General features: G+C 66.3%; 18 protein-coding genes. 3 read left to right on the top strand and 15 right to left on the bottom strand.

Going from position 1 to position 17,542, the window contains the following annotated elements; translation table 11 throughout:
• Nucleotides 1-7: 7 nt before the first annotated feature.
• Both imuA and lexA read right to left on the bottom strand, forming a co-directional pair.
• The gene (gene imuA / locus PMM47T1_RS16320; protein WP_008370850.1) at nucleotides 8-625 is read right to left on the bottom strand and encodes a translesion DNA synthesis-associated protein ImuA; all 618 of its coding nucleotides are present in this window, start codon (nucleotides 623-625) and stop codon (nucleotides 8-10) included.
• Nucleotides 625-1,239 carry a transcriptional repressor LexA gene (gene lexA / locus PMM47T1_RS16315; RefSeq protein WP_043301171.1) on the bottom strand — a complete coding sequence of 205 codons (615 nt, stop codon included), beginning with the start codon at nucleotides 1,237-1,239 and terminating at the stop codon, nucleotides 625-627. The genes imuA and lexA overlap by 1 nt, the downstream gene beginning before the upstream one ends.
• A gap of 302 nt (nucleotides 1,240-1,541) precedes the next feature.
• Between lexA and PMM47T1_RS16310 the strand changes: the two genes are divergently transcribed.
• Nucleotides 1,542-4,802, top strand: coding sequence for a carboxyl transferase domain-containing protein (locus PMM47T1_RS16310; RefSeq protein WP_043301192.1), 3,261 nt, complete (start codon nucleotides 1,542-1,544; stop codon nucleotides 4,800-4,802).
• A 22-nt stretch (nucleotides 4,803-4,824) separates the two neighbouring features.
• Here PMM47T1_RS16310 and PMM47T1_RS16305 read toward each other — a convergent pair whose 3' ends face one another.
• Complete coding sequence (locus PMM47T1_RS16305) at nucleotides 4,825-6,000, bottom strand: GGDEF domain-containing protein (RefSeq protein ID WP_008370845.1); 1,176 nt, start codon at nucleotides 5,998-6,000, stop codon at nucleotides 4,825-4,827.
• Nucleotides 6,001-6,183: 183 nt separating this feature from the next.
• Here PMM47T1_RS16305 and PMM47T1_RS30600 point away from each other — a divergent pair, with 183 nt between their 5' ends.
• Nucleotides 6,184-6,315: a hypothetical protein gene (locus tag PMM47T1_RS30600; protein ID WP_274379861.1), complete on the top strand. Its 132-nt coding sequence runs from the start codon at nucleotides 6,184-6,186 to the stop codon at nucleotides 6,313-6,315.
• A gap of 52 nt (nucleotides 6,316-6,367) precedes the next feature.
• Here PMM47T1_RS30600 and PMM47T1_RS16300 read toward each other — a convergent pair whose 3' ends face one another.
• The 6 genes from PMM47T1_RS16300 to PMM47T1_RS16275 form a co-directional block, all read right to left on the bottom strand.
• Nucleotides 6,368-6,628 carry a hypothetical protein gene (locus PMM47T1_RS16300; RefSeq protein ID WP_008370842.1) on the bottom strand — a complete coding sequence of 87 codons (261 nt, stop codon included), beginning with the start codon at nucleotides 6,626-6,628 and terminating at the stop codon, nucleotides 6,368-6,370.
• 121 nt (nucleotides 6,629-6,749) lie between these two features.
• Complete coding sequence (locus PMM47T1_RS16295) at nucleotides 6,750-7,700, bottom strand: GlxA family transcriptional regulator (protein WP_008370840.1); 951 nt, start codon at nucleotides 7,698-7,700, stop codon at nucleotides 6,750-6,752.
• A gap of 180 nt (nucleotides 7,701-7,880) precedes the next feature.
• Nucleotides 7,881-8,513, bottom strand: a complete 633-nt coding sequence (gene ycaC / locus PMM47T1_RS16290; RefSeq protein ID WP_008370838.1) for an isochorismate family cysteine hydrolase YcaC — start codon at nucleotides 8,511-8,513, stop codon at nucleotides 7,881-7,883.
• A 31-nt stretch (nucleotides 8,514-8,544) separates the two neighbouring features.
• A complete protein-coding gene (locus PMM47T1_RS16285; protein WP_008370837.1) occupies nucleotides 8,545-10,383 on the bottom strand; it encodes an amidohydrolase in 1,839 nt (612 codons plus the stop codon).
• Nucleotides 10,384-10,407: 24 nt separating this feature from the next.
• Nucleotides 10,408-10,818, bottom strand: a complete 411-nt coding sequence (locus PMM47T1_RS16280; protein ID WP_008370834.1) for a DoxX family protein — start codon at nucleotides 10,816-10,818, stop codon at nucleotides 10,408-10,410.
• Between the two features lie 169 nt (nucleotides 10,819-10,987).
• Nucleotides 10,988-11,902 carry a LysR family transcriptional regulator gene (locus PMM47T1_RS16275; protein ID WP_008370833.1) on the bottom strand — a complete coding sequence of 305 codons (915 nt, stop codon included), beginning with the start codon at nucleotides 11,900-11,902 and terminating at the stop codon, nucleotides 10,988-10,990.
• 205 nt (nucleotides 11,903-12,107) lie between these two features.
• On the opposite strand from PMM47T1_RS16275, the gene PMM47T1_RS16270 reads away from it, so the two are divergent.
• A complete protein-coding gene (locus PMM47T1_RS16270) occupies nucleotides 12,108-12,986 on the top strand; it encodes an NAD(P)-dependent oxidoreductase (protein ID WP_008370831.1) in 879 nt (292 codons plus the stop codon).
• Nucleotides 12,987-13,134: 148 nt separating this feature from the next.
• Here the strand turns inward: PMM47T1_RS16270 and PMM47T1_RS16265 are convergent, their stop codons facing one another.
• The 6 genes from PMM47T1_RS16265 to PMM47T1_RS16240 form a co-directional block, all read right to left on the bottom strand.
• Nucleotides 13,135-13,869, bottom strand: coding sequence for a glutathione S-transferase family protein (locus tag PMM47T1_RS16265; RefSeq protein WP_008370829.1), 735 nt, complete (start codon nucleotides 13,867-13,869; stop codon nucleotides 13,135-13,137).
• Between the two features lie 9 nt (nucleotides 13,870-13,878).
• The gene (locus tag PMM47T1_RS16260; protein WP_008370827.1) at nucleotides 13,879-14,661 is read right to left on the bottom strand and encodes a cyclase family protein; all 783 of its coding nucleotides are present in this window, start codon (nucleotides 14,659-14,661) and stop codon (nucleotides 13,879-13,881) included.
• Nucleotides 14,651-15,640 (bottom strand): NAD-dependent epimerase/dehydratase family protein, encoded by a 990-nt coding sequence (locus PMM47T1_RS16255; protein ID WP_043301190.1) that lies wholly within the window; start codon nucleotides 15,638-15,640, stop codon nucleotides 14,651-14,653. Before PMM47T1_RS16255 ends, PMM47T1_RS16260 begins: the two co-directional genes overlap by 11 nt.
• 10 nt (nucleotides 15,641-15,650) lie before the next feature.
• Nucleotides 15,651-16,634 carry a fumarylacetoacetate hydrolase family protein gene (locus tag PMM47T1_RS16250; protein ID WP_008370822.1) on the bottom strand — a complete coding sequence of 328 codons (984 nt, stop codon included), beginning with the start codon at nucleotides 16,632-16,634 and terminating at the stop codon, nucleotides 15,651-15,653.
• Nucleotides 16,631-17,194, bottom strand: a complete 564-nt coding sequence (locus tag PMM47T1_RS16245; protein WP_008370819.1) for a cupin domain-containing protein — start codon at nucleotides 17,192-17,194, stop codon at nucleotides 16,631-16,633. The genes PMM47T1_RS16250 and PMM47T1_RS16245 overlap by 4 nt, the downstream gene beginning before the upstream one ends.
• 14 nt (nucleotides 17,195-17,208) lie before the next feature.
• The coding region (locus PMM47T1_RS16240) for an SDR family NAD(P)-dependent oxidoreductase (protein ID WP_008370816.1) at nucleotides 17,209-17,542 on the bottom strand (334 nt) is incomplete at its 5' end.

Genomic DNA, 17,542 nt, shown 5'->3' with positions numbered 1-17,542 from the left:
GGCAACCTCAGGCGCTCGCGCTGAAGGCCAGCGGCGCGGCCGGTACCAGCCCGCCCCGGCACTTGAGCACGCGCAGTTGTGCCGGGCGCAGGTCGATGGCTATGCGCAGCGCCGCCGGCGACGGGTTATTGGCCGCCTGCCGGGGCCGACAGGCGAACGCCAGGGTCTGGCCGGTTTCGGCCGCTACCTGCAAGCGACGCAGGGCGCGGTCATCGGCGGTCTGCGGCCAGCACAGCACGGCAGCGCAACTGCCCGAACGCAGGCATTGCTCGGCGGCCCACAGGGCTTCGTTGCCCTGGGCCTGGATGACGGCCAACTGGCGCAGGTCGATGCCTGCGGCTTCCCAGGCGGCCGGATAGGGAATGAACGGCGGTGCCACCAGCACGATGCGCTCGCCCGCCTGGCTCAAGCGCGCCAGGGTGGGCCACAACAGGCGCAGTTCACCGCTGCCGGCACAGGGAATGAGAATTTCACTGAGGGCCGCCGGTGGCCAGCCGCCGGTGGGCAAGGCGCGGTCCAGTACCCCATGGCCGGTAGGCTGGGCGGCAACGGGCTGGGCCTGGGCCCGCCCCTTCCACACCCGGCGCTCATCGAGCAGGCCATCCAGGCTGACCACCGCGCCCATCAGCGACGCACCAGGCCGCAGAAGATGCCTTCGATCACCAGTTCCTGCTCGGCGTCAACCACGATGGGTTCATAATCGGGGTTGCGCGGCATCAGGCGAACGCCGTCGCGGTTCAGTTCCAACCGTTTGATGGTCACCTCGCCGTCCAGGCGGGCCACTACGATCTGGCCGTTGCGGGCATAGTGCTGGCGCTTCACGCCCACCAGGTCGCCGTCGAGAATGCCGTCGCCGATCATCGAGTCACCGGCCACCTGCAGCAGGAAGTCTGGCGTGCGCGCGAACATCCGCGCGTCGAACACCATCTGGTCGTGCACACCCACGTCCGGGTCGATCGGCCGCCCCGCCGCCACCCGGCCCAGCACCGGAATTTCCAACAGCTCGGGGCGCCGCTGGCTGCGCGCCAGGCGAATGCCGCGTGCCTGGTTGGGCGTGACTTCGATGAAACCGGCCTCGGTCAAGGCCACGATATGCTTGCGCGCCACGCTGCGCGAGGCAAAGCCGAAGGCTTGGCTGATTTCTGCCAGGCTCGGCGGCTGCCCGTGATCGGCAATGCGATCACGGATGAACGTAAGGATGGCGGCGCGTTTGGGAGATAGGATAGTCATGGAGCACATTTGTACTCCAAGCGGCTTCAGGCTGCAAGCGCCATGCGGCCAGCGGCATGACAAAGGGCCCCGATCACTGCGCATTCACGCCATTGATGACACCCCGCTGCCTGGGCGGGCCTGACTAAGATATCGGCAGCACCTTGCATGCCGGGAAACCATGCCGGGGCGCACCCCCCATTTACTGCGTGCCATTGCAGTCGCATCCCCACCGTGCGCCCTGAATGTTCGGTGTGAGATTGAGGCCGCCCCCGGTTAAGCCCCCACACCGGCAACGTAAAAAAACAAGCATTGGAAGCCCTACCGTGACCCTGACCATCACCACCCTGCTGATCGCCAACCGCGGCGAAATCGCCATCCGCATCGCCCGCGCCGCCGCCGAACTGGGCATCACCAGTGTGGCGGTGTTCAGCGAAGACGACAGCGAGGCCCTGCACCGCCACACCGCCGATCGCCAGGTGGCCTTGCGCGGCCGCGGCGCCCAGGCCTACCTGGACCAGGCCCAGTTGCTGGAGGTTGCACGCGCCCAGGGCTGCGAGGCCATTCATCCCGGCTACGGTTTTCTCAGTGAAAACGCCGACTTCGCCCGGGGCTGCGCCGACGCCGGGCTGATCTTCGTCGGGCCATCGCCCCAGGCGCTGACCCTGCTGGGCGACAAGGCGCGCGCCCGGGCCCTGGCGCAGCAGTGCCAGGTGCCGATTGCGGCGGGCAGCGACGGCGCCATCGGCGTCGACCAGGCCCGGGATTTGCTGCGTCATGGCCCTATCATGCTCAAGGCTTTAGCGGGCGGCGGTGGCCGTGGCATGCGCGCGGTGCGCGACGCCGCCGAACTGGAGAGCGCATTTGCCCTGTGCCAGGCCGAAGCCCAGTCCGCCTTCGGCCAGAATGCCCTGTACGCCGAACGCCTGATTGAGCAGGCCCGGCATATTGAGGTGCAGGTCATCGGCGATGGCCAGGCGGTCAGCCACCTGTGGGAACGCGATTGCAGCCTGCAACGCCAGCACCAGAAGCTGCTGGAAATAGCCCCTGCGCCCTTTCTCGACCCTGCCGTGCGCGATGCCCTGCTGGACGCCGCCCTGACCCTGGCGCGGGCGTGCGAATACCGCAGCATCGGCACCTTCGAATTCCTGCTCGACGACGCCCGTGGCGAGTTTGTGTTCATGGAGGCCAACCCGCGCCTGCAAGTGGAACACACCATCACCGAAGCCATCACCTGCGTGGACCTGGTGCAGACCCAGTTGCGCCTGGCCCAGGGCCACAGCCTGGCCGACCTGGGCCTGCTTGAACCGCCCGCACCGCGCGGTTTCGCCGTGCAGGCACGGATCAACCTGGAGCGCATGCAGGCCGATGGCAGCGCGCGCGCCAGTGGCGGGCTGATCCATGCCTACCAGCCGCCCAGCGGCGCCGGCATCCGCGTCGACGGCTGTGGCTACGCGGGGCTGCACAGCAACCTGGGGTTCGATTCACTACTGGCCAAGCTGGTGGTGCAGGCCCCCGATCTGCCCAGCGCCCTGCGGCGCACCTACCGGGCCTTGTGCGAGTTCCACCTGGACGGGGTGGGCAGCAACATCGATTTCCTGCAAAACCTGCTGCAACGGCAGGAACTGGCACGCCAGGCCAGCACCACGGCGTTCATCGGCACGCACCTGGCCAGCCTGCTGGCCGAGCCGAGTATGGCGCACCCCAGCCGCTTTGCCCCGGCGCCCTCCACCACCGCTCACGGGCCCGCCCCGATGTTGCAGGCGCCACCGGGCTACCTGGCCGCCGTGGCCCCCAGCCAGGGCATGCTGGTGGGCTACGAAGTGAGCGTGGGTGATGAACTGCGCCCAGGCCAGGCCCTGGCGGTGCTGGAAGCGATGAAAATGCAGTTTGTGCTCAAGGCCGAGCACAGCGGCATCGTCCACAGCCTCGCGGCCGCGCCGGGTGACAGCATCAGCGAAGGCCAAGCCTTGCTGTTCCTGCAACCGGCCGAGCTGGAGGCGCTGGCGAGCCACAGCGAGCAGGCACTGGACCTGGATGACCTGCGCGCCGACCTGGCCGAAGCCCTGGACCGCCACGCTGTCACCCTCGATGAGCGACGCCCCGACGCTGTGACCAAGCGCCGTGCCAAGGGCCAGCGCACCACCCGGGAAAACCTGGCCGACCTGCTGGACCCTGGTAGCTTCAGCGAATACGGCAACCTGGCCCTGGCTGCCCAACGCCGGCGCCGCACCCTGGACGAACTGATTGCGCAAAGCCCGGCCGACGGCCTGATCGCCGGCACCGGGACCGTCAATGCAGAGCTGTTCGACGCCCAAGCGGCCCGCTGCCTGGTGCTGGCCTACGACTACAGCGTGTTTGCCGGCACCCAGGGCATGATGAACCACAAAAAAACCGATCGCCTGCTGGGCCTGGCCCGCGACTGGCAACTGCCGGTGGTGCTGTTTGCCGAAGGCGGGGGTGGCCGCCCCGGCGACACTGACTTTGTCGGCGTGGCCGGCCTTGACTGCCACACCTTCGTGGCCATGGCCGGGCTGTCGGCCCAAGTGCCGTTGGTGGGCGTGGTGTCCGGCCGCTGCTTTGCCGGCAACGCCGCGCTGCTGGGCTGTTGCCACGTGATCATCGCCACCCGCAACGCCAGCATCGGCATGGCCGGGCCGGCCATGATCGAAGGCGGCGGTCTGGGCCGTTTCAGCGCCGAGGAAGTCGGCCCCAGCGGCGTGCAAAGCGCCAACGGCGTGATCGATGTGCTGGTGGAGGACGAGGCCCAGGCCGTGCAGGTGGCCAAGCGTTACCTGAGCTATTTCCAGGGGCCGCTGAAGGGCTGGCAATGCGCTGACCAGCGCCTGCTGCGCCAGGCCATTCCGGAAAACCGCCTGCGTGGCTATGACGTTCGTGCACTGATCGACACCCTGGTGGACCAGGGCTCCTGCCTGGAACTGCGCCGCGCCTTTGCCCCCGGGCTGATCACCGCGCTGGTGCGCATCGAAGGTCGCCCGTTCGGCCTGCTGGCCAACAACCCCTTGCACCTGGGGGGTGCGATCGATGCCGTGGCGGGCGACAAGGCCGCGCGCTTCATGCAACTGTGCGAACGCTTCGGCCTGCCGTTGATGTCATTGTGCGATACCCCCGGCTTCATGGTGGGCCCGGCCTCCGAACAACAGGCCACGGTGCGCCACGTGTCACGGATGTTCGTCACCGCCGCCAGCCTGAGCGTGCCGTTCTTCACGGTGGTGCTGCGCAAGGGCTACGGCCTGGGTGCCCAGGCCATGGCCGCCGGCAGCTTCCACAGCCCGGTGTTCACTATCGCCTGGCCCAGCGCCGAGTTTGGTGCCATGGGCCTGGAAGGCGCAGTGCAACTGGGCTTCGCCAAGGAGCTGGCGGCCCAGCCCGGCCCTCAGGAGCGCCAGGCGCTGTTCGATAAACTGGTGGCCAAGGCCTACCAGAACGGCAAGGCCATCAACATGGCCAGCTTCCTGGAGATCGACGCGGTCATCGACCCCCAGGACACCCGCGCCTGGCTGATCCGCGGCCTCAACGCCGTGCCGCCGCGCAAGCAGGGATTCGCCACGGGGTTCGTCGACACCTGGTAACCCGCCGTTGTAGCGGCGGCTGTCAGGCGGTGCACACGCGGTTGCGGCCCTGTTGCTTGGCCTGGTAGAGCAACCGGTCGCAGCACCCGAACAGGTCATGGGGCTGCTGGGCGCCAGGGTTGTCACACAGGGCCGCGCCAATGCTGACGGTCAGCAGGCCCAGGCCGTCGGGCCGGTGGTGATGGACAATTTCCAGTTGCTGCACTTCGCGCACCAGCCGTTCGGCCTGGGCGCTCAACGCGGCCTTTGCGCCCAGCGGCACCAGAATGGCAAACTCCTCGCCGCCATAGCGAAACAACTGCCCCTGCCCCACGCACTCGGCCATCACCCGCGCCACGTCGGCCAGGCAGCGATCACCGGCCTGGTGGCCGTAGTGGTCATTGAAGGGCTTGAAGTAGTCGATATCCACCAGCAGCAGGCCAAACGGCTGGCCCACCTGCTCCATCAGCATCCAGCGCTCGCTCAAATGCTGGTCAAAGGCACGACGGTTGCCCACGCGGGTCAAGGCGTCGGTAATGGCCAGGGCTTGCAGACGCTGATTGAGGTCGTAGAGCTGCGCCTGCTGCCAGCGCGCCTCCTGGTCGGCCAGGAACGCGCGGCGCACGCTGACAATATTTGTCCAGGCAATGAACAGGCTGAAAAACAGCACCGGCAGGTACACCAGCACAAACACCAGCAGCGCCTTGGGGTCGCCGGGGTGCAGCAAGGCCACGTTGCCGATGATCACCGTGGAAATGATCGCCGACACCCACAGCGCGCCCTTGAACGACACCCGCACACCCAGGTTGCACAGCAGCACGAAAATCACCGAGGCGTACAGAAAAGTCGGCACGTCGGCGGAGTGGCTGCGCTTGAGCAACTCGAACCAGGCCACCGCGCAGAGCACGTCGTGCACCGGCATCAGCAGGTCGAGCAGCAACAGGTTTCGGCTATAGCGAAACACCACCAGGATATTCACCAGCCCCACGGCCACCAGGGTGGTGCGCACCACCAGCGAGGCCATGGCCATGTCGGGAATCAGGATGGCATCGGCGAACACGTAGCAATAGAACGCCGCCGCGGCAATCAGATTGATGGCCAACAGGAAACCGCGATAGTGCTCCAGCACATAAGCCTGGAACGCAGGTTGCTGCGCCTCGGGGATGCTCAGCGCAAGATCGCGCAGGCGCCGACGTGCGGGCTGTTCGGGCAAGGTCATGGCTGGGCGCCTGTGGCGACGAAGGGAACTGGCCGCAGTGTAAGAGCGGCGTACCGCGTGCGTCCAGCGACACCGTCGCGCGCGCCCCCGGCCCAAGGCCCTGAAACATTATGTAACCGAGTTCTGTTTGGTTTTGCCCGCATTCATCGGTTCAATGGCGCTTTTTCCCAGGGAGCTTTTTCCATGCCAGCCAGTCAACTCATCCTGCTCGCCATTGTTGGCATCGCCGTCATGGTCTGGGGAGCACGCCTTGACCTGAAAAACCACCGCAAGGAAAAAGCCGAGCGCCAGGCCCGCGATCAGCGCGAGGCCTGACCCCTGCCTGAAGCCGTGAATACCATCGAATCAGCCACTGGCATAACGCCCTTCAGCGGCCAGCCGGGGCAAGGCGCTCCAGCAGCAGTGCCAGTTCCTGCCAGGGCGACTGATCGCGTCGGGCGCAGCAGCCCGGCCGGTGGCTAAAGGCCTGGGCCGGCTGGTTGACCGGCTGCGAAGCCTGGCACTGGCTGCACGTGAGCCGGCCATCTTGCACCGCCCAGCGAAAACTCCAGCTGGCCAGCCGATCACCCGGGCTCATGCTGTTACGCAGTGCCTGTGCGATTTCGTCCATCACTCCCATGTCACCCATGCCCGCCTCCCGCCTGCCTTCGGTTTCGACCTGCAGGTATCTTGGCAGGCATCGGTGGCCAAGGTGCGCCCGCCAGGGGCGCACGGCAGCCATTCAGGTGCCCAATCCGGCCATCACGCGGTTACAGGAATTGCTCGCGGTACTGGGCCGGGGTGCGGCCCAGGCGCTCGCTGAACAGCAGGCGCATGTGCCGTACGCTGCCAAAACCGCTTTTGAAGGCCACCGTCTTGAACGGCAGCTCGGTGCTTTCCAGCAGGTGGCGGGCACGGTCGATGCGGGCGTTCTGGATAAACGCCATGGGAGTCATCTGCACGTCGCGGGCGAACACCCGGCTCAGGTGCCGTGGGCTCATGGCCGCCACTTCGGCCAGGGCTTGGAGGGTCAATGGCTGGTCGAGGTGATCGAGGATGTAGTGTTGCACACGAGTGACCGGCGAATCCTGGGCCGCTACCTCGGCCACCAGCGGGCTGAACTGGGCCTGGTCACCCTGGCGCCGCATGATCACCAATAGCACCTTGGCCACGTCCAGCGCCACCTTGCGGCCATGGTCCTGGGCCACGATCGACAGCGCCAGGTCGATACCGGCCGTGACGCCGCCGGACGACAGCAGTTTGCGGTCATGGATGTAGATGTCTTCGGTGCCCACCACGGCCTTGGGAAAGGCCTTGATCAGCCGCTCGGTGTAATGCCAGTGCGTGGTCACCCGGTGCTCGTCCAGCAGGCCGGCATGGCCAAGGATAAACGCGCCGGTGCAGATCGAACCGTAGCACGGCAGGTGCCGGGCGGTGGCCGCCAGCCAGTTCACCAGTTCGGGATGACGGGCGTTGTAGGCCCCTGGGCCGCCTGGCACCAGCAACAGATCGATGCCTGCGGTGGCGTCGGTGATCAGGTGGTCGGTGTGCACGGTGATGCCGTTCGAGGCGCGCACACTGTGCTGGGCAGTGGCGTAGGTGGCGATTTCGTAGCGATGGCAGTCAGCCAGGTAGCGGTTGGCGATGGAAAACACCTCCACCGGACCTGCCATGTCCAGAAGAAGAAAATCGGGGTACAGCACGATTGCAATGCGTTTCATGTCCAGGGGCCGCTGCCGATGTCCGTGGACGCGACAGTACCTTGTCCGGCAAGAATGGCAAGCGTTTACCCTGGGGTTGTCACGGACAGCGCTGTGGGAGCTGGCTTGCCAGCGAGCTTGGGGGCCCCAGAAGCTCGCGGCAAAGCCAGCTCCCACAGGTGCAGGTTGCGCAATGCAGCCTTACTTCTTGGCAGTCAGCGCCACGTAGCTGTTCATCAGGTTGCGGTAGTTGGGCAGGCGCTGGGACAGCAGGTTGCCCAGGCCTTCGATGTCATTGCGCCAGTCGCGGTGCAGTTCGCAGGCCACGGCGAACCAGTTCATCAGCTGTGCGCCGGCCGCACTCATGCGTGCCCAGGACGCCTGTTGCACGGTTTCGTTGAAGGTGCCCGAGGCGTCGGTCACCACGAACACGTCAAAGCCTTCGGCCAGCGCCGACAGGGTCGGGAACGCCACGCAGACGTCGGTGACCACGCCGGCGATGATCAGTTGCTTGCGGCCGGTGGCCTTGATGGCCTGCACGAAGTCGGCATTGTCCCAGGCGTTGATCTGGCCAGGACGCGGGATGTACGGCGCGTCCGGGAACATTTCCTTGAGCTCCGGCACCAACGGGCCGTTGGGGCCGTTTTCGAAGCTGGTGGTGAGGATGGTGGGCAGGCCGAAGAACTTGGCGCAGTCAGCCAGGGCCAGCACGTTGTTCTTGAATTCGTTGGGCGAGAAATCCTGGACCAGCGAGATCAGGCCGGTCTGGTGGTCGACCAGCAATACCACGGCATCGTCTTTGTTCAGGCGGTTGTACACAGGCGAGTTACTCATGACGGACTCCTAACGGGTGGGATGAACGGATTCAGAACGAGAAACAGGAACAGCCCAGCGCACCCCAGAAACCCTGGAAGTCGCTGATGGGCGCGTTGGACTGCCGCGCCCGGTCGTGACCATGGGCGTGCACGGCGCACGGGCCGCTGCAGTGGTGAACCTGCTGCGCCATGGGCGCCTGGGGCCGCCAGTGGCCGGGTACATTGACCACCGGCGACCAATCGGGCATCACCGGCACCCGTGGCGGCGCCAGGTCGGAAAACTCGGCGTCGGCATGTACCACGTTGCCGCCAACCACGGTCAGCACCGATTCCAGCCACTTGATGGCCTCTTCCTCGACACTGAAATAGTCCGCCGACAAGGCCACCACGTCGGCCAGTTGGCCGATCTTGATCTGGCCCTTGTTACCCTGTTCCGAGGAGAACCAGGCGCTGCCATGGGTGAACAGTTCCAACGCGGTGGCACGGGGCAAGCCTTCGGGCTGCAAGGCCAGGCCGCCGACGGTGCGGCCGCTGACCATCCAGTACAACGAGGTCCAGGGATTGTAGCTGGACACCCGGGTGGCATCGGTGCCGGCGCCCACCGGTACGCCTTCGGCCAGCATGCGCTTGATCGGCGGCGTGGCTTCGGCGGCCTGCTGGCCATAACGATCGACGAAATACTCGCCCTGGAAGGCCATGCGGTCTTGAATGGCGATGCCGCCGTTAAGGGCGCGCACGCGTTCGATGTTGCGCGGTGAGATGGTTTCGGCGTGGTCGAAAAACCACGGCAGGTTGTTGAACGGGATGTCGCGATTGACCTTCTCGAACACGTCCAGCATGCGCGAGATAGACTCGTCATAGGTGGCGTGCAGGCGGAACGGCCACCGCTGTTCCACCAGGTGGCGCACCACTGGCTCCAGCTCTTCTTCCATGGTGTGCGGCAGGTCTGGGCGCGGCTCCAGGAAGTCCTCGAAGTCGGCGGCCGAGAACACCAACATTTCGCCTGCGCCGTTGTGGCGCAGGTAGTCGTCGCCCTGGTGCAGCTTGACGCTGGAAGTCCAATTCTTGAAGTCGGTGAGCTCTTGCTTGGGCTTCTGGGTGAACAGGTTATAGGCAATGCGCACGGTCAACTGGTCATCCTTGGCCAGTTGCTCGATCACCTTGTAGTCATCCGGGTAGTTCTGGAAGCCGCCGCCGGCGTCGATCACGCTGGTCAGGCCCAGGCGGTTGAGCTCACGCATGAACTGGCGGGTGGAGTTGACCTGGTATTCCAGCGGCAACTTCGGCCCCTTGGCCAGGGTGGCGTAGAGGATCATGGCGTTGGGGCGGGCGATCAGCATGCCGGTAGGGTCGCCATTGGCGTCGCGCTGAATCTCGCCACCTGGCGGGTTCGGCGTGTCGCGGGTGTAGCCTACTACGCGCAGGGCTGCACGGTTGAGCAAGGCGCGGTCATACAGGTGCAGCACAAACACCGGGGTGTCGGGGGCGGCCTGGTTGAGTTCCTGCAGGCTGGGCATGCGCTTTTCGGCGAACTGGAATTCGTTCCAGCCGCCCACCACGCGCACCCACTGCGGGGTGGGCGTGCGGTCGGCCTGTTGCTTGAGCATGCGCAGGGCATCGGCCACCGACGGCACACCTTCCCAGCGCAGCTCCAGGTTGTAGTTGAGGCCGCCGCGTATCAGGTGCAGGTGCGAGTCGTTGAGACCCGGAATAAGGGTGCGGCCCTTGAGGTCGATGACCTGCGTGGCCGTGCCCCGAAAGGCCATGGCCTGGGCGTCGCTGCCCACGGCCACAAAGCGTCCTTCACTGATGGCCACGGCGCTGGCGCTAGGGTTGTGCCGGTCCACGGTGTGAAACTTGCCATTGAACAGAATCAGCTCGGCGTTCATTGCAACTCCTTCAAGCGTGAAGATTCAGGCGTAGCGCAGCCGCCCGGGCAGGCGTATGCCCAGGGCCAATCGGCCGGGGCCGCCTATCAGGATGGTGGTGAACAAAATCAGCAGCAGCCAGGCGAACTGGCCCTCCAGGAGGGTCCATTCGGGGTGCACGAACACCAGCGCCACCAGCAGCACGGCCAGCACCGGCAAGCACGCCAGCCGGGTGAGCACGCCGGTGATAATCAGCAGCGGGCACAGCACCTCGGCAAAAATGGCCAGGCACAGGGTGGGCACCGCGCCCAGGTGGAACGGGTCTTCGATGAGGGCCAACTGGGCGTGAAAGTCGAGCAACTTGGGCAGGCCGTGCACCGTCAACAGGAACACCGCGGCGCACACCCGCAACCAGAGCAGGGCGGCGTCAGCAGTTGCGGCGCGGGGCAGGTTCATCGACGGTCCTTGCGGGGTGATCAGGAGCGCCTATCATGGCTGCCCTGCCCCGGGACCGATTGCACGGGTGTGCTGTGTTTTGAACCGGTGTGCGCCCGTGCATCGCACCGCCTTGCCGCTCGTGCAGCCGCTGCCGCCACGCTGCGGCTTCACAAGCAGGCCGCAGTTGTTACCCGGCCAGCGGTGCGGCCATCACTCGGGTGATATGGGCGCGCAGCCAGCGCTCGGCCGGGTCGTTGTCGTGCACCCCGCTCCACACCATGGACAACTGCGCCGGCACGATCGGGAACGGCGGCTCGTCGGCGCGCAGCGCGCCGTCTTCCACCAGCGCGCAGGCCGCGTAGTCCGGCACGGTGGCAACCAGGTCGCTGCCCTTGAGCAATGCCCGCAGGCCATGGAATTGGGGCACGCCCAGCACCACGCGACGGGTGCGGCCGACCTTGGCCAGGTCCAGGTCGATGTTGCCGCTCAAATCGCCGGAAAACGACACCATGGCGTGGGGCCGCTCGCAGTATTCATCCAGGGTCAGCGGCCCCGCCTGGCTGTCGCCGCGCAGCACCTTGCAACCGATGTCGCGCAGCTTGCGGCGCTTGGCGTTGGCCGGCAGGTCGGTGGTGTAGCTCACCCCCACGGAGATCTCGCCGCTGGCCAGCAAGGCCGGCATCAACAGGTAGTTGGCCCGGCGCACCACAATAATGATGCCCGGTGCTTCTTCGCGCAGTTGCGCCAGCAAGGGCGGGAACAGACCGAACTCGGCGTCGTCGGACAGGCCGATGCGGAAGGTGGCGCAACTGCTGGTCGGGTCAAAATCCTTGGCCCGGCTGACCGCCCCGGAAATGGTGTCCAGCGCAGGCCGCAGCTCATCGAGAATGGCCAGCGCGCGCAGGGTGGGCTCCATGCTTCGGCCGTTGCGGATCAGCAGCGGGTCATCGAACAGATCGCGCAACCGGCCCAGGGCGGCGCTGACCGCCGGCTGGCCTATGAAATGCTTTTCCGCCACCCGGGTCAGGTTGCGTTCAAACATCAGGGCCTCGAACAGCACCAGCAGGTTCATGTCGACGTGGCGCAGGTCGTTGCGGTTCATGGCGGGCTCCATGGCGGACGGGGAATGGGCGACCTCACAGTGAAGCATAACCGCTGGGATTTTTTTTGAATGGATGTGCTTAAACTTGCGCCTCGCGGCCGTCACGCCATTGTGTAGCCGCAGCCTGGCGGCAGCCGCTGCAGCGGTGGCGTGCATCCCCGTTGCCTGCATGCGATGCTTGGGGTTTTGATACGGAGTACACGCCATGCAAATCGCCTTCCTGGGCCTGGGTACCATGGGCCTGCCCATGGCTGCCAACCTGTTGAAAGCCGGTTACCCGGTGCGCGCCTGGAACCGCTCGCCCGATCCGGTTGCCCGGCTGGCCGTGCTGGGCGCCGAGCCTGCCGCCACCGCCCGTGACGCCGTGGAAGGCGCCGACGTACTGATCTCGATGCTGGCCGACGACGCCGCCACCTTGGCCACCTTGGTAGACGGTCAGGCCCTGGACGCGCTCAAGCCCGGCGCCATCCACATCAACATGGCGACCATTTCCGTGGCCCTGGCCAATCAGCTGCTGGCCCTGCACCAGGCCCGGGGCGTGGCCTATGTGGCCGCGCCGGTACTGGGCCGGGTCAACGTAGCCGAGGCCGGGCAGCTGCAGATTTTGACCGGCGGTGACAGCGCGGCGCTGGCCACGGTGCAACCGCTGTTCGATGTACTGGGGCAAAAGACCTGGCCCTTCGGCGAGCGGCCCGAGCAGGCCAACGCGGTGAAGCTGTCGGTGAATTTCATGATTGCCAGCGCCATTGGCGCCATGAGCGAAGCCAGCGCGCTGGTGGAGGGTTATGACGTGGCCAAGGCCGGCCTGCTGGAGCTGGTGACCTCTACCCTGTTCAACGCCCCGGTGTACAAAGGCTACGGCGCGGCCATCGCCGAGCAGCGCTTCGAACCGGCAGGCTTCAAGCTGGCACTGGGCCTGAAGGACGTGCGCTTGGCCATGGACGCTGCGCAACAGGTCAACGTGCCGATGGCGCTGGCCAGCACCCTGCGCGACAGCCACATCGAAAGCCTGGCCCACGGCGAAGGCCACCTGGACTGGGCGGCGCTGTCGCGCACGGCAGCACGCCGTGCCGGGCAAGCCTGATATCGCAGGTGCGTAACCCGTAGCTGCCGAAAGGCTGCGAAAAGGTCCGTAATCCCTTCGGCGGTGTGGTGGCGATCGCGAGCCTTCGCCGCCTGGCGGCAGCTGCGTTATTGTCGGCGTCTCAGGCGGTGCGCGGCATATGCAGGGGTCAGTTGGCGTGGGCGCCCAGGCGCGAGCCGGGGCCGTAGGCGGCGGCGAAGGCCGGCCGGTCCTGCAGGCGGGTGTACCAGTTGGCCACATTCGGGCGCTGGTCCCACAGGGACGTCAGGCCCAGGTCTTCCAGGCGCACGATGCTCGGCATCATGGCGATGTCGGCCAGGGTCAGTTCTTGATGGGCGATCCAGGGCTTGTCGGCCAAGGCCAATTCCATGCGGTCCAGGGACTGTTCGATGCGTTCCATGGCGCCTTCAAGCTTCTCTGGGGCAAAGCCTTGCGGCCCCACTTCCAGGGCGAAATGCTTGCGCAGCGGCAGACGGTTGGCAAAGCCTTGGCGCTGCTCGTCGCTCATGTTGCGCAGGCCACCGCCGAAAAACTGCTGGAACGAGGGGTAACGGATGGCCGGGGTCATCACCTCATCCAGGTACGCCACCCAGGCCCTCATATGAGCCCGTTGCACCGGCAGGGCCGGCACCAGCCGGGTCTCGGGAAATACTTCGTCCAGGTATTCGTTGATCACGCTGGAGTCGACGATGACCTGCCCATCGTGAGTCAGGCTGGGCACCAGGCCGTTGGGGTTGATGGCCAGGTATTCCGGGGCCAAGTGCTGGCCCTGGTCCAGGCGCAGACGTTGGTCGGTATAGGCCAGGCGCTTGTGCGCCAACACGAAGCGCACGCGCTGGCTGCAGGTGGAAATACCGGCGTTGAACAGTACGAGTTCAGTCATTTCAAGCTCTCACTCAGTGATGATGGCCACGGCGCGGACGAAGCCCGCCGAGGCGTGTTTGATCTTGTAGGGGAAGCACGACACCGTGAAGCCGCTGGCGGGCAGCTGTTCCAGGTTGGCGAGCTTTTCCATCTGGCCATAGCCAATGTCGCGCCCCGCCTTGTGCCCTTCCCAGATGATGGCGGCGTCGCCGCTGGCGGCGAAGCGTTCGCGGGTGTACTTGAAGGGCGCGTCCCAGCTCCAGGCATCGGTGCCTACCACCCGCACGCCACGGTCCAGCAGGTACAGCGTGGCCTCGCGGCCCATGCCGACACCCGCGTCCAGGTAGCCGGGCTGGCCGAACAGGCTGCCGGCCCGGGTGTTTACCAGCACAATGTCCAACGGTTGCAGCACATGGCCGATGCGCGCCAACTCGGCCTCGACCTCGGCGGCGCTGATCACGTGGCCGTCGTCGAAGTGGCGAAAGTCCAGCTTCACCCCCGCTTGCAGGCACCACTCCAGCGGCAGTTCGTCGATGCCCCACGCCGGCTTGCCGCCGTCGGTGGTCGAGGCGTAGTGCCAGGGCGCGTCCATGTGCGTGCCGCTGTGGGTGGTGATGAACAGGCGCTCGGCGGCCCAGGACTCATTGCCCGGCAACTGGTCAAGGGACAGCCCGGGAAACATCGCGGCCATCTCCGGCCATCCCTGCTGGTGGTCCATGTACTCGATGCGTGGCAGCAAGGGCGGCGGGTCGGTGTAGGGATTGTTGTCCAAAGTCACGGACAGGTCGATCAGGCGGCGTTCAGGCTTCATGGCAGGGGTTTCCTTGTGCAATACGGCGCGTGGCGGGCGCCAGGTCCAGGGCATTGCGCACCAGCGCGGCAGCGCTGCCGTCATGGCGCAGGCCCAGGGCGCGGGCCTGTGGGGTCTTCAACGGTGGCTGACGGCCAAACTGCGCCTCCAGCTGGGGATCGGGGTGGTAGCTGACCAGGGCCCGGCAGGCATCACCGAAACGCTCGGCCAGCGCCTCCATCACCTGGGCGATGGACAGGTGCAGTACCGGCAGTTGCCACACCCGGGGCGCGTCCACGGCCAGCGGCAGTTCGGCGGCGCGCAACAGGTTGTCGACACAGCAGCGGGCCGACATCCACCAGGCCGTGGCCTGCGGCGATACCGGGCACTGGTAGGCCTGCCCGGCCGCCACATGGCGCATAAGCTCGCTCATGAACGCCGAGCGCAGCCCCTGGCCATCGCCGGGCCGCGCAACGATGCCGGGCAGGCGCAGGGCGCGGCCATCCACTTCGCCACGGCGCGCCAGGTCGCCGAGGGCGATTTCCACCATGCGCTTGTGCGCGCCATAAGACAGCTGCGGCGCCGGCGCGGCGCTTTCGTCGAGCCGCGCGGGCAGGTCGCCGCCGTACACCGCCACGCTGCTGGCAAACACCAGCACCGGCGGGCAGGCCTTGTTGCGCAGTTGTTGCAGCAGTTCCAGGCTGGCCGCCAGGTTTACCTCGTAACCCAGTTCGTACTGACGCTCGGCGGCGCCACCGGGGATGCTCACCAGGTGAAACACCAGGTCGATGCCGTCGGCCAGCACCCGGCGCATCAACGCAGTGTCGGTGACGCTGCCGGGGTGCAGACGCAGCCGCGGCTGGGGGGTGAAACTGTCGAGGTTCATGTCCAGCAGGCGCAAGGTGCCGATGGCCTGGCCGCGCAGGCTGGCCAGCCCCAGCAGGCGCTTGACCAGCAGTTGACCGAGAAAGCCGTTGGCGCCGGTGATGAGGATACGCAGGCCGTTGCTGTCAGCCATGGGCTGCCACCACTCGCTGGTCGATGGCACCGAACACCGATTGGCCGTCCAGGCCGATGACGTCCATGTGCACCCGCTCGCCGAATTGCAGGAAGCCGGTGCGCGGGCTGCCGTGTTCGATCATCTCGATGGCCCGGCGCTCGGCGATGCAGGCCGACCCGACCGATCGGTCTTTATTCGACACGGTGCCCGAGCCCACCAGCGTGCCCGCGCCCAGCCGACGTGTCAGCGCGGCATGGGCGATCAACTGGGCAAAGCTGAAATTCATCTCGCCGCCATGGGGGTGGCCGAACCATGCGCCGTTGCGTTGCACCTGCAAGGGCAGTTGCACGCGGGCGTCGGCCCAGGCAGTGCCCAGTTCGTCCGGGGTGACCGCCACCGGGGCGAAGCTGGACGACGGCTTGGCTTGCAGGAAGCCGAAGCCGGTGAGCATTTCCCGCGGCGCCAGGGCGCGCAGGCTGACGTCGTTTACCTGCAACAGCAGTTTGATGTGCGCGGCCGCCTGATCGGCCGGACAGCCCAGCGGCACGTCGTCCACCAGCACCACGAACTCGCCTTCAAAATCAATGCCCTGGGCCTCGCTGGGCAGCGCCAGGTCATCCCGAGCGCCATGAAAATCATCGCCCGCGCCCTGATACATCAACGCGATACGCTCGACACCTTCGATAGGGTCGAGGTTGAATGCTTTCTGCATCAAGGTGCCGTGGTTGAGAAAGGCTGAGCCGTCACACCACTGATAGGCGCGTGGCAAGGGCGCCATGGCCTGGCGTGCGTCGAAAGGTTGCACGCCAGGCGCGCGGCCCTCTTCCAGCAACCCGAACAGTGCCTGTAACTGCGGCGCGCTCGTGGCCCAGCTATCAATGGCTTGCTGCAAGGTGGCGGCAACGCCCCGGGCACATACGTAGCGTTGCAGGTCGCGGGACACCACCACCAACTGGCCGTCACGGCTGCCGTCTTTCATGGTCGCCAGTTTCATCCCTGCACCCCTTCGGCAAAACGCCCGTCCAGCAGGATGAAGACAATGCGTGCCATGTGTTCGGTGCGGTTGCTCCAGGCGTGATTAGTGCCGCGCTGCACCACCACGTCACCGCGGGTGAGGTGCACGTCCTGGTCATCGACCACCAGCCACACTTCGCCTTCGGTGACGATGCCGTAGTCGACCGTCTCGGTGCGGTGCATCAGCCGGTGGCGGGCGTTGGCCGTGCCGGTGCTGGCATGAGCCTGGCCGATTTCGGCGAAGGCCTGGGCGGCCGCGTCGGCGCTGATGCTGTTTTGCACGCTGTCAGGCGGGATATCCACCACCCGAATCACGCTGCCCAGGGCGCCTGGGCTCAATTGCAGGGGCTTGCACGTGGGGTCGTCGCCGTTGTCGATGGGCGCCGGGCTGGTGGCGGTGTTCCAGATCTCGTGAAACACCGTGCCAGGCACCGCTTGCAGTTCAACGACGTTGGGCGTGGGGCCACTGATGGCCACGGTGGCCTTGCCGTCGCTGTCGTGGCCGGTGACCACGCGTTTAAAGCCGGGAAGCGTGTGCATGCTCAATTCCTTGTTTAATTGCCGTCGCCGATGGTGGTGCCACCGTCGACTATCAGGTTCTGACCGGTGATGAAGGCGCCGCCCGGGGCTGCCAGCAGTAGCGCCACGGCGGCGATTTCCTCGGGGCGGCCAAACCGACGCAGGGGCGTCAGGGCCAGGCGCTTGCCCATCACGGCGGGGTTGTCGGTGAGTGGACGGGCGAATTCGGTTTCCACCACGCCGGGACTGATGGCGTTGACCCGCACATTGCTGGGCCCCCACTCCACCGCCAGGTTGCGCGCCAGTTGCGCCAGGGCCGCCTTGGACAGGCCATACAGGCCCAAGCCGCGATTACCACGAACGCCGGCG

Origin of the sequence: Pseudomonas sp. M47T1, from assembly GCF_000263855.1 — a bacterium.
Taxonomy (GTDB): Bacteria; Pseudomonadota; Gammaproteobacteria; order Pseudomonadales; family Pseudomonadaceae; genus Aquipseudomonas.
The sequence above is the reverse complement of the archived record's forward strand: the minus strand, read 5'-3'. Positions and strand labels throughout refer to the sequence as shown.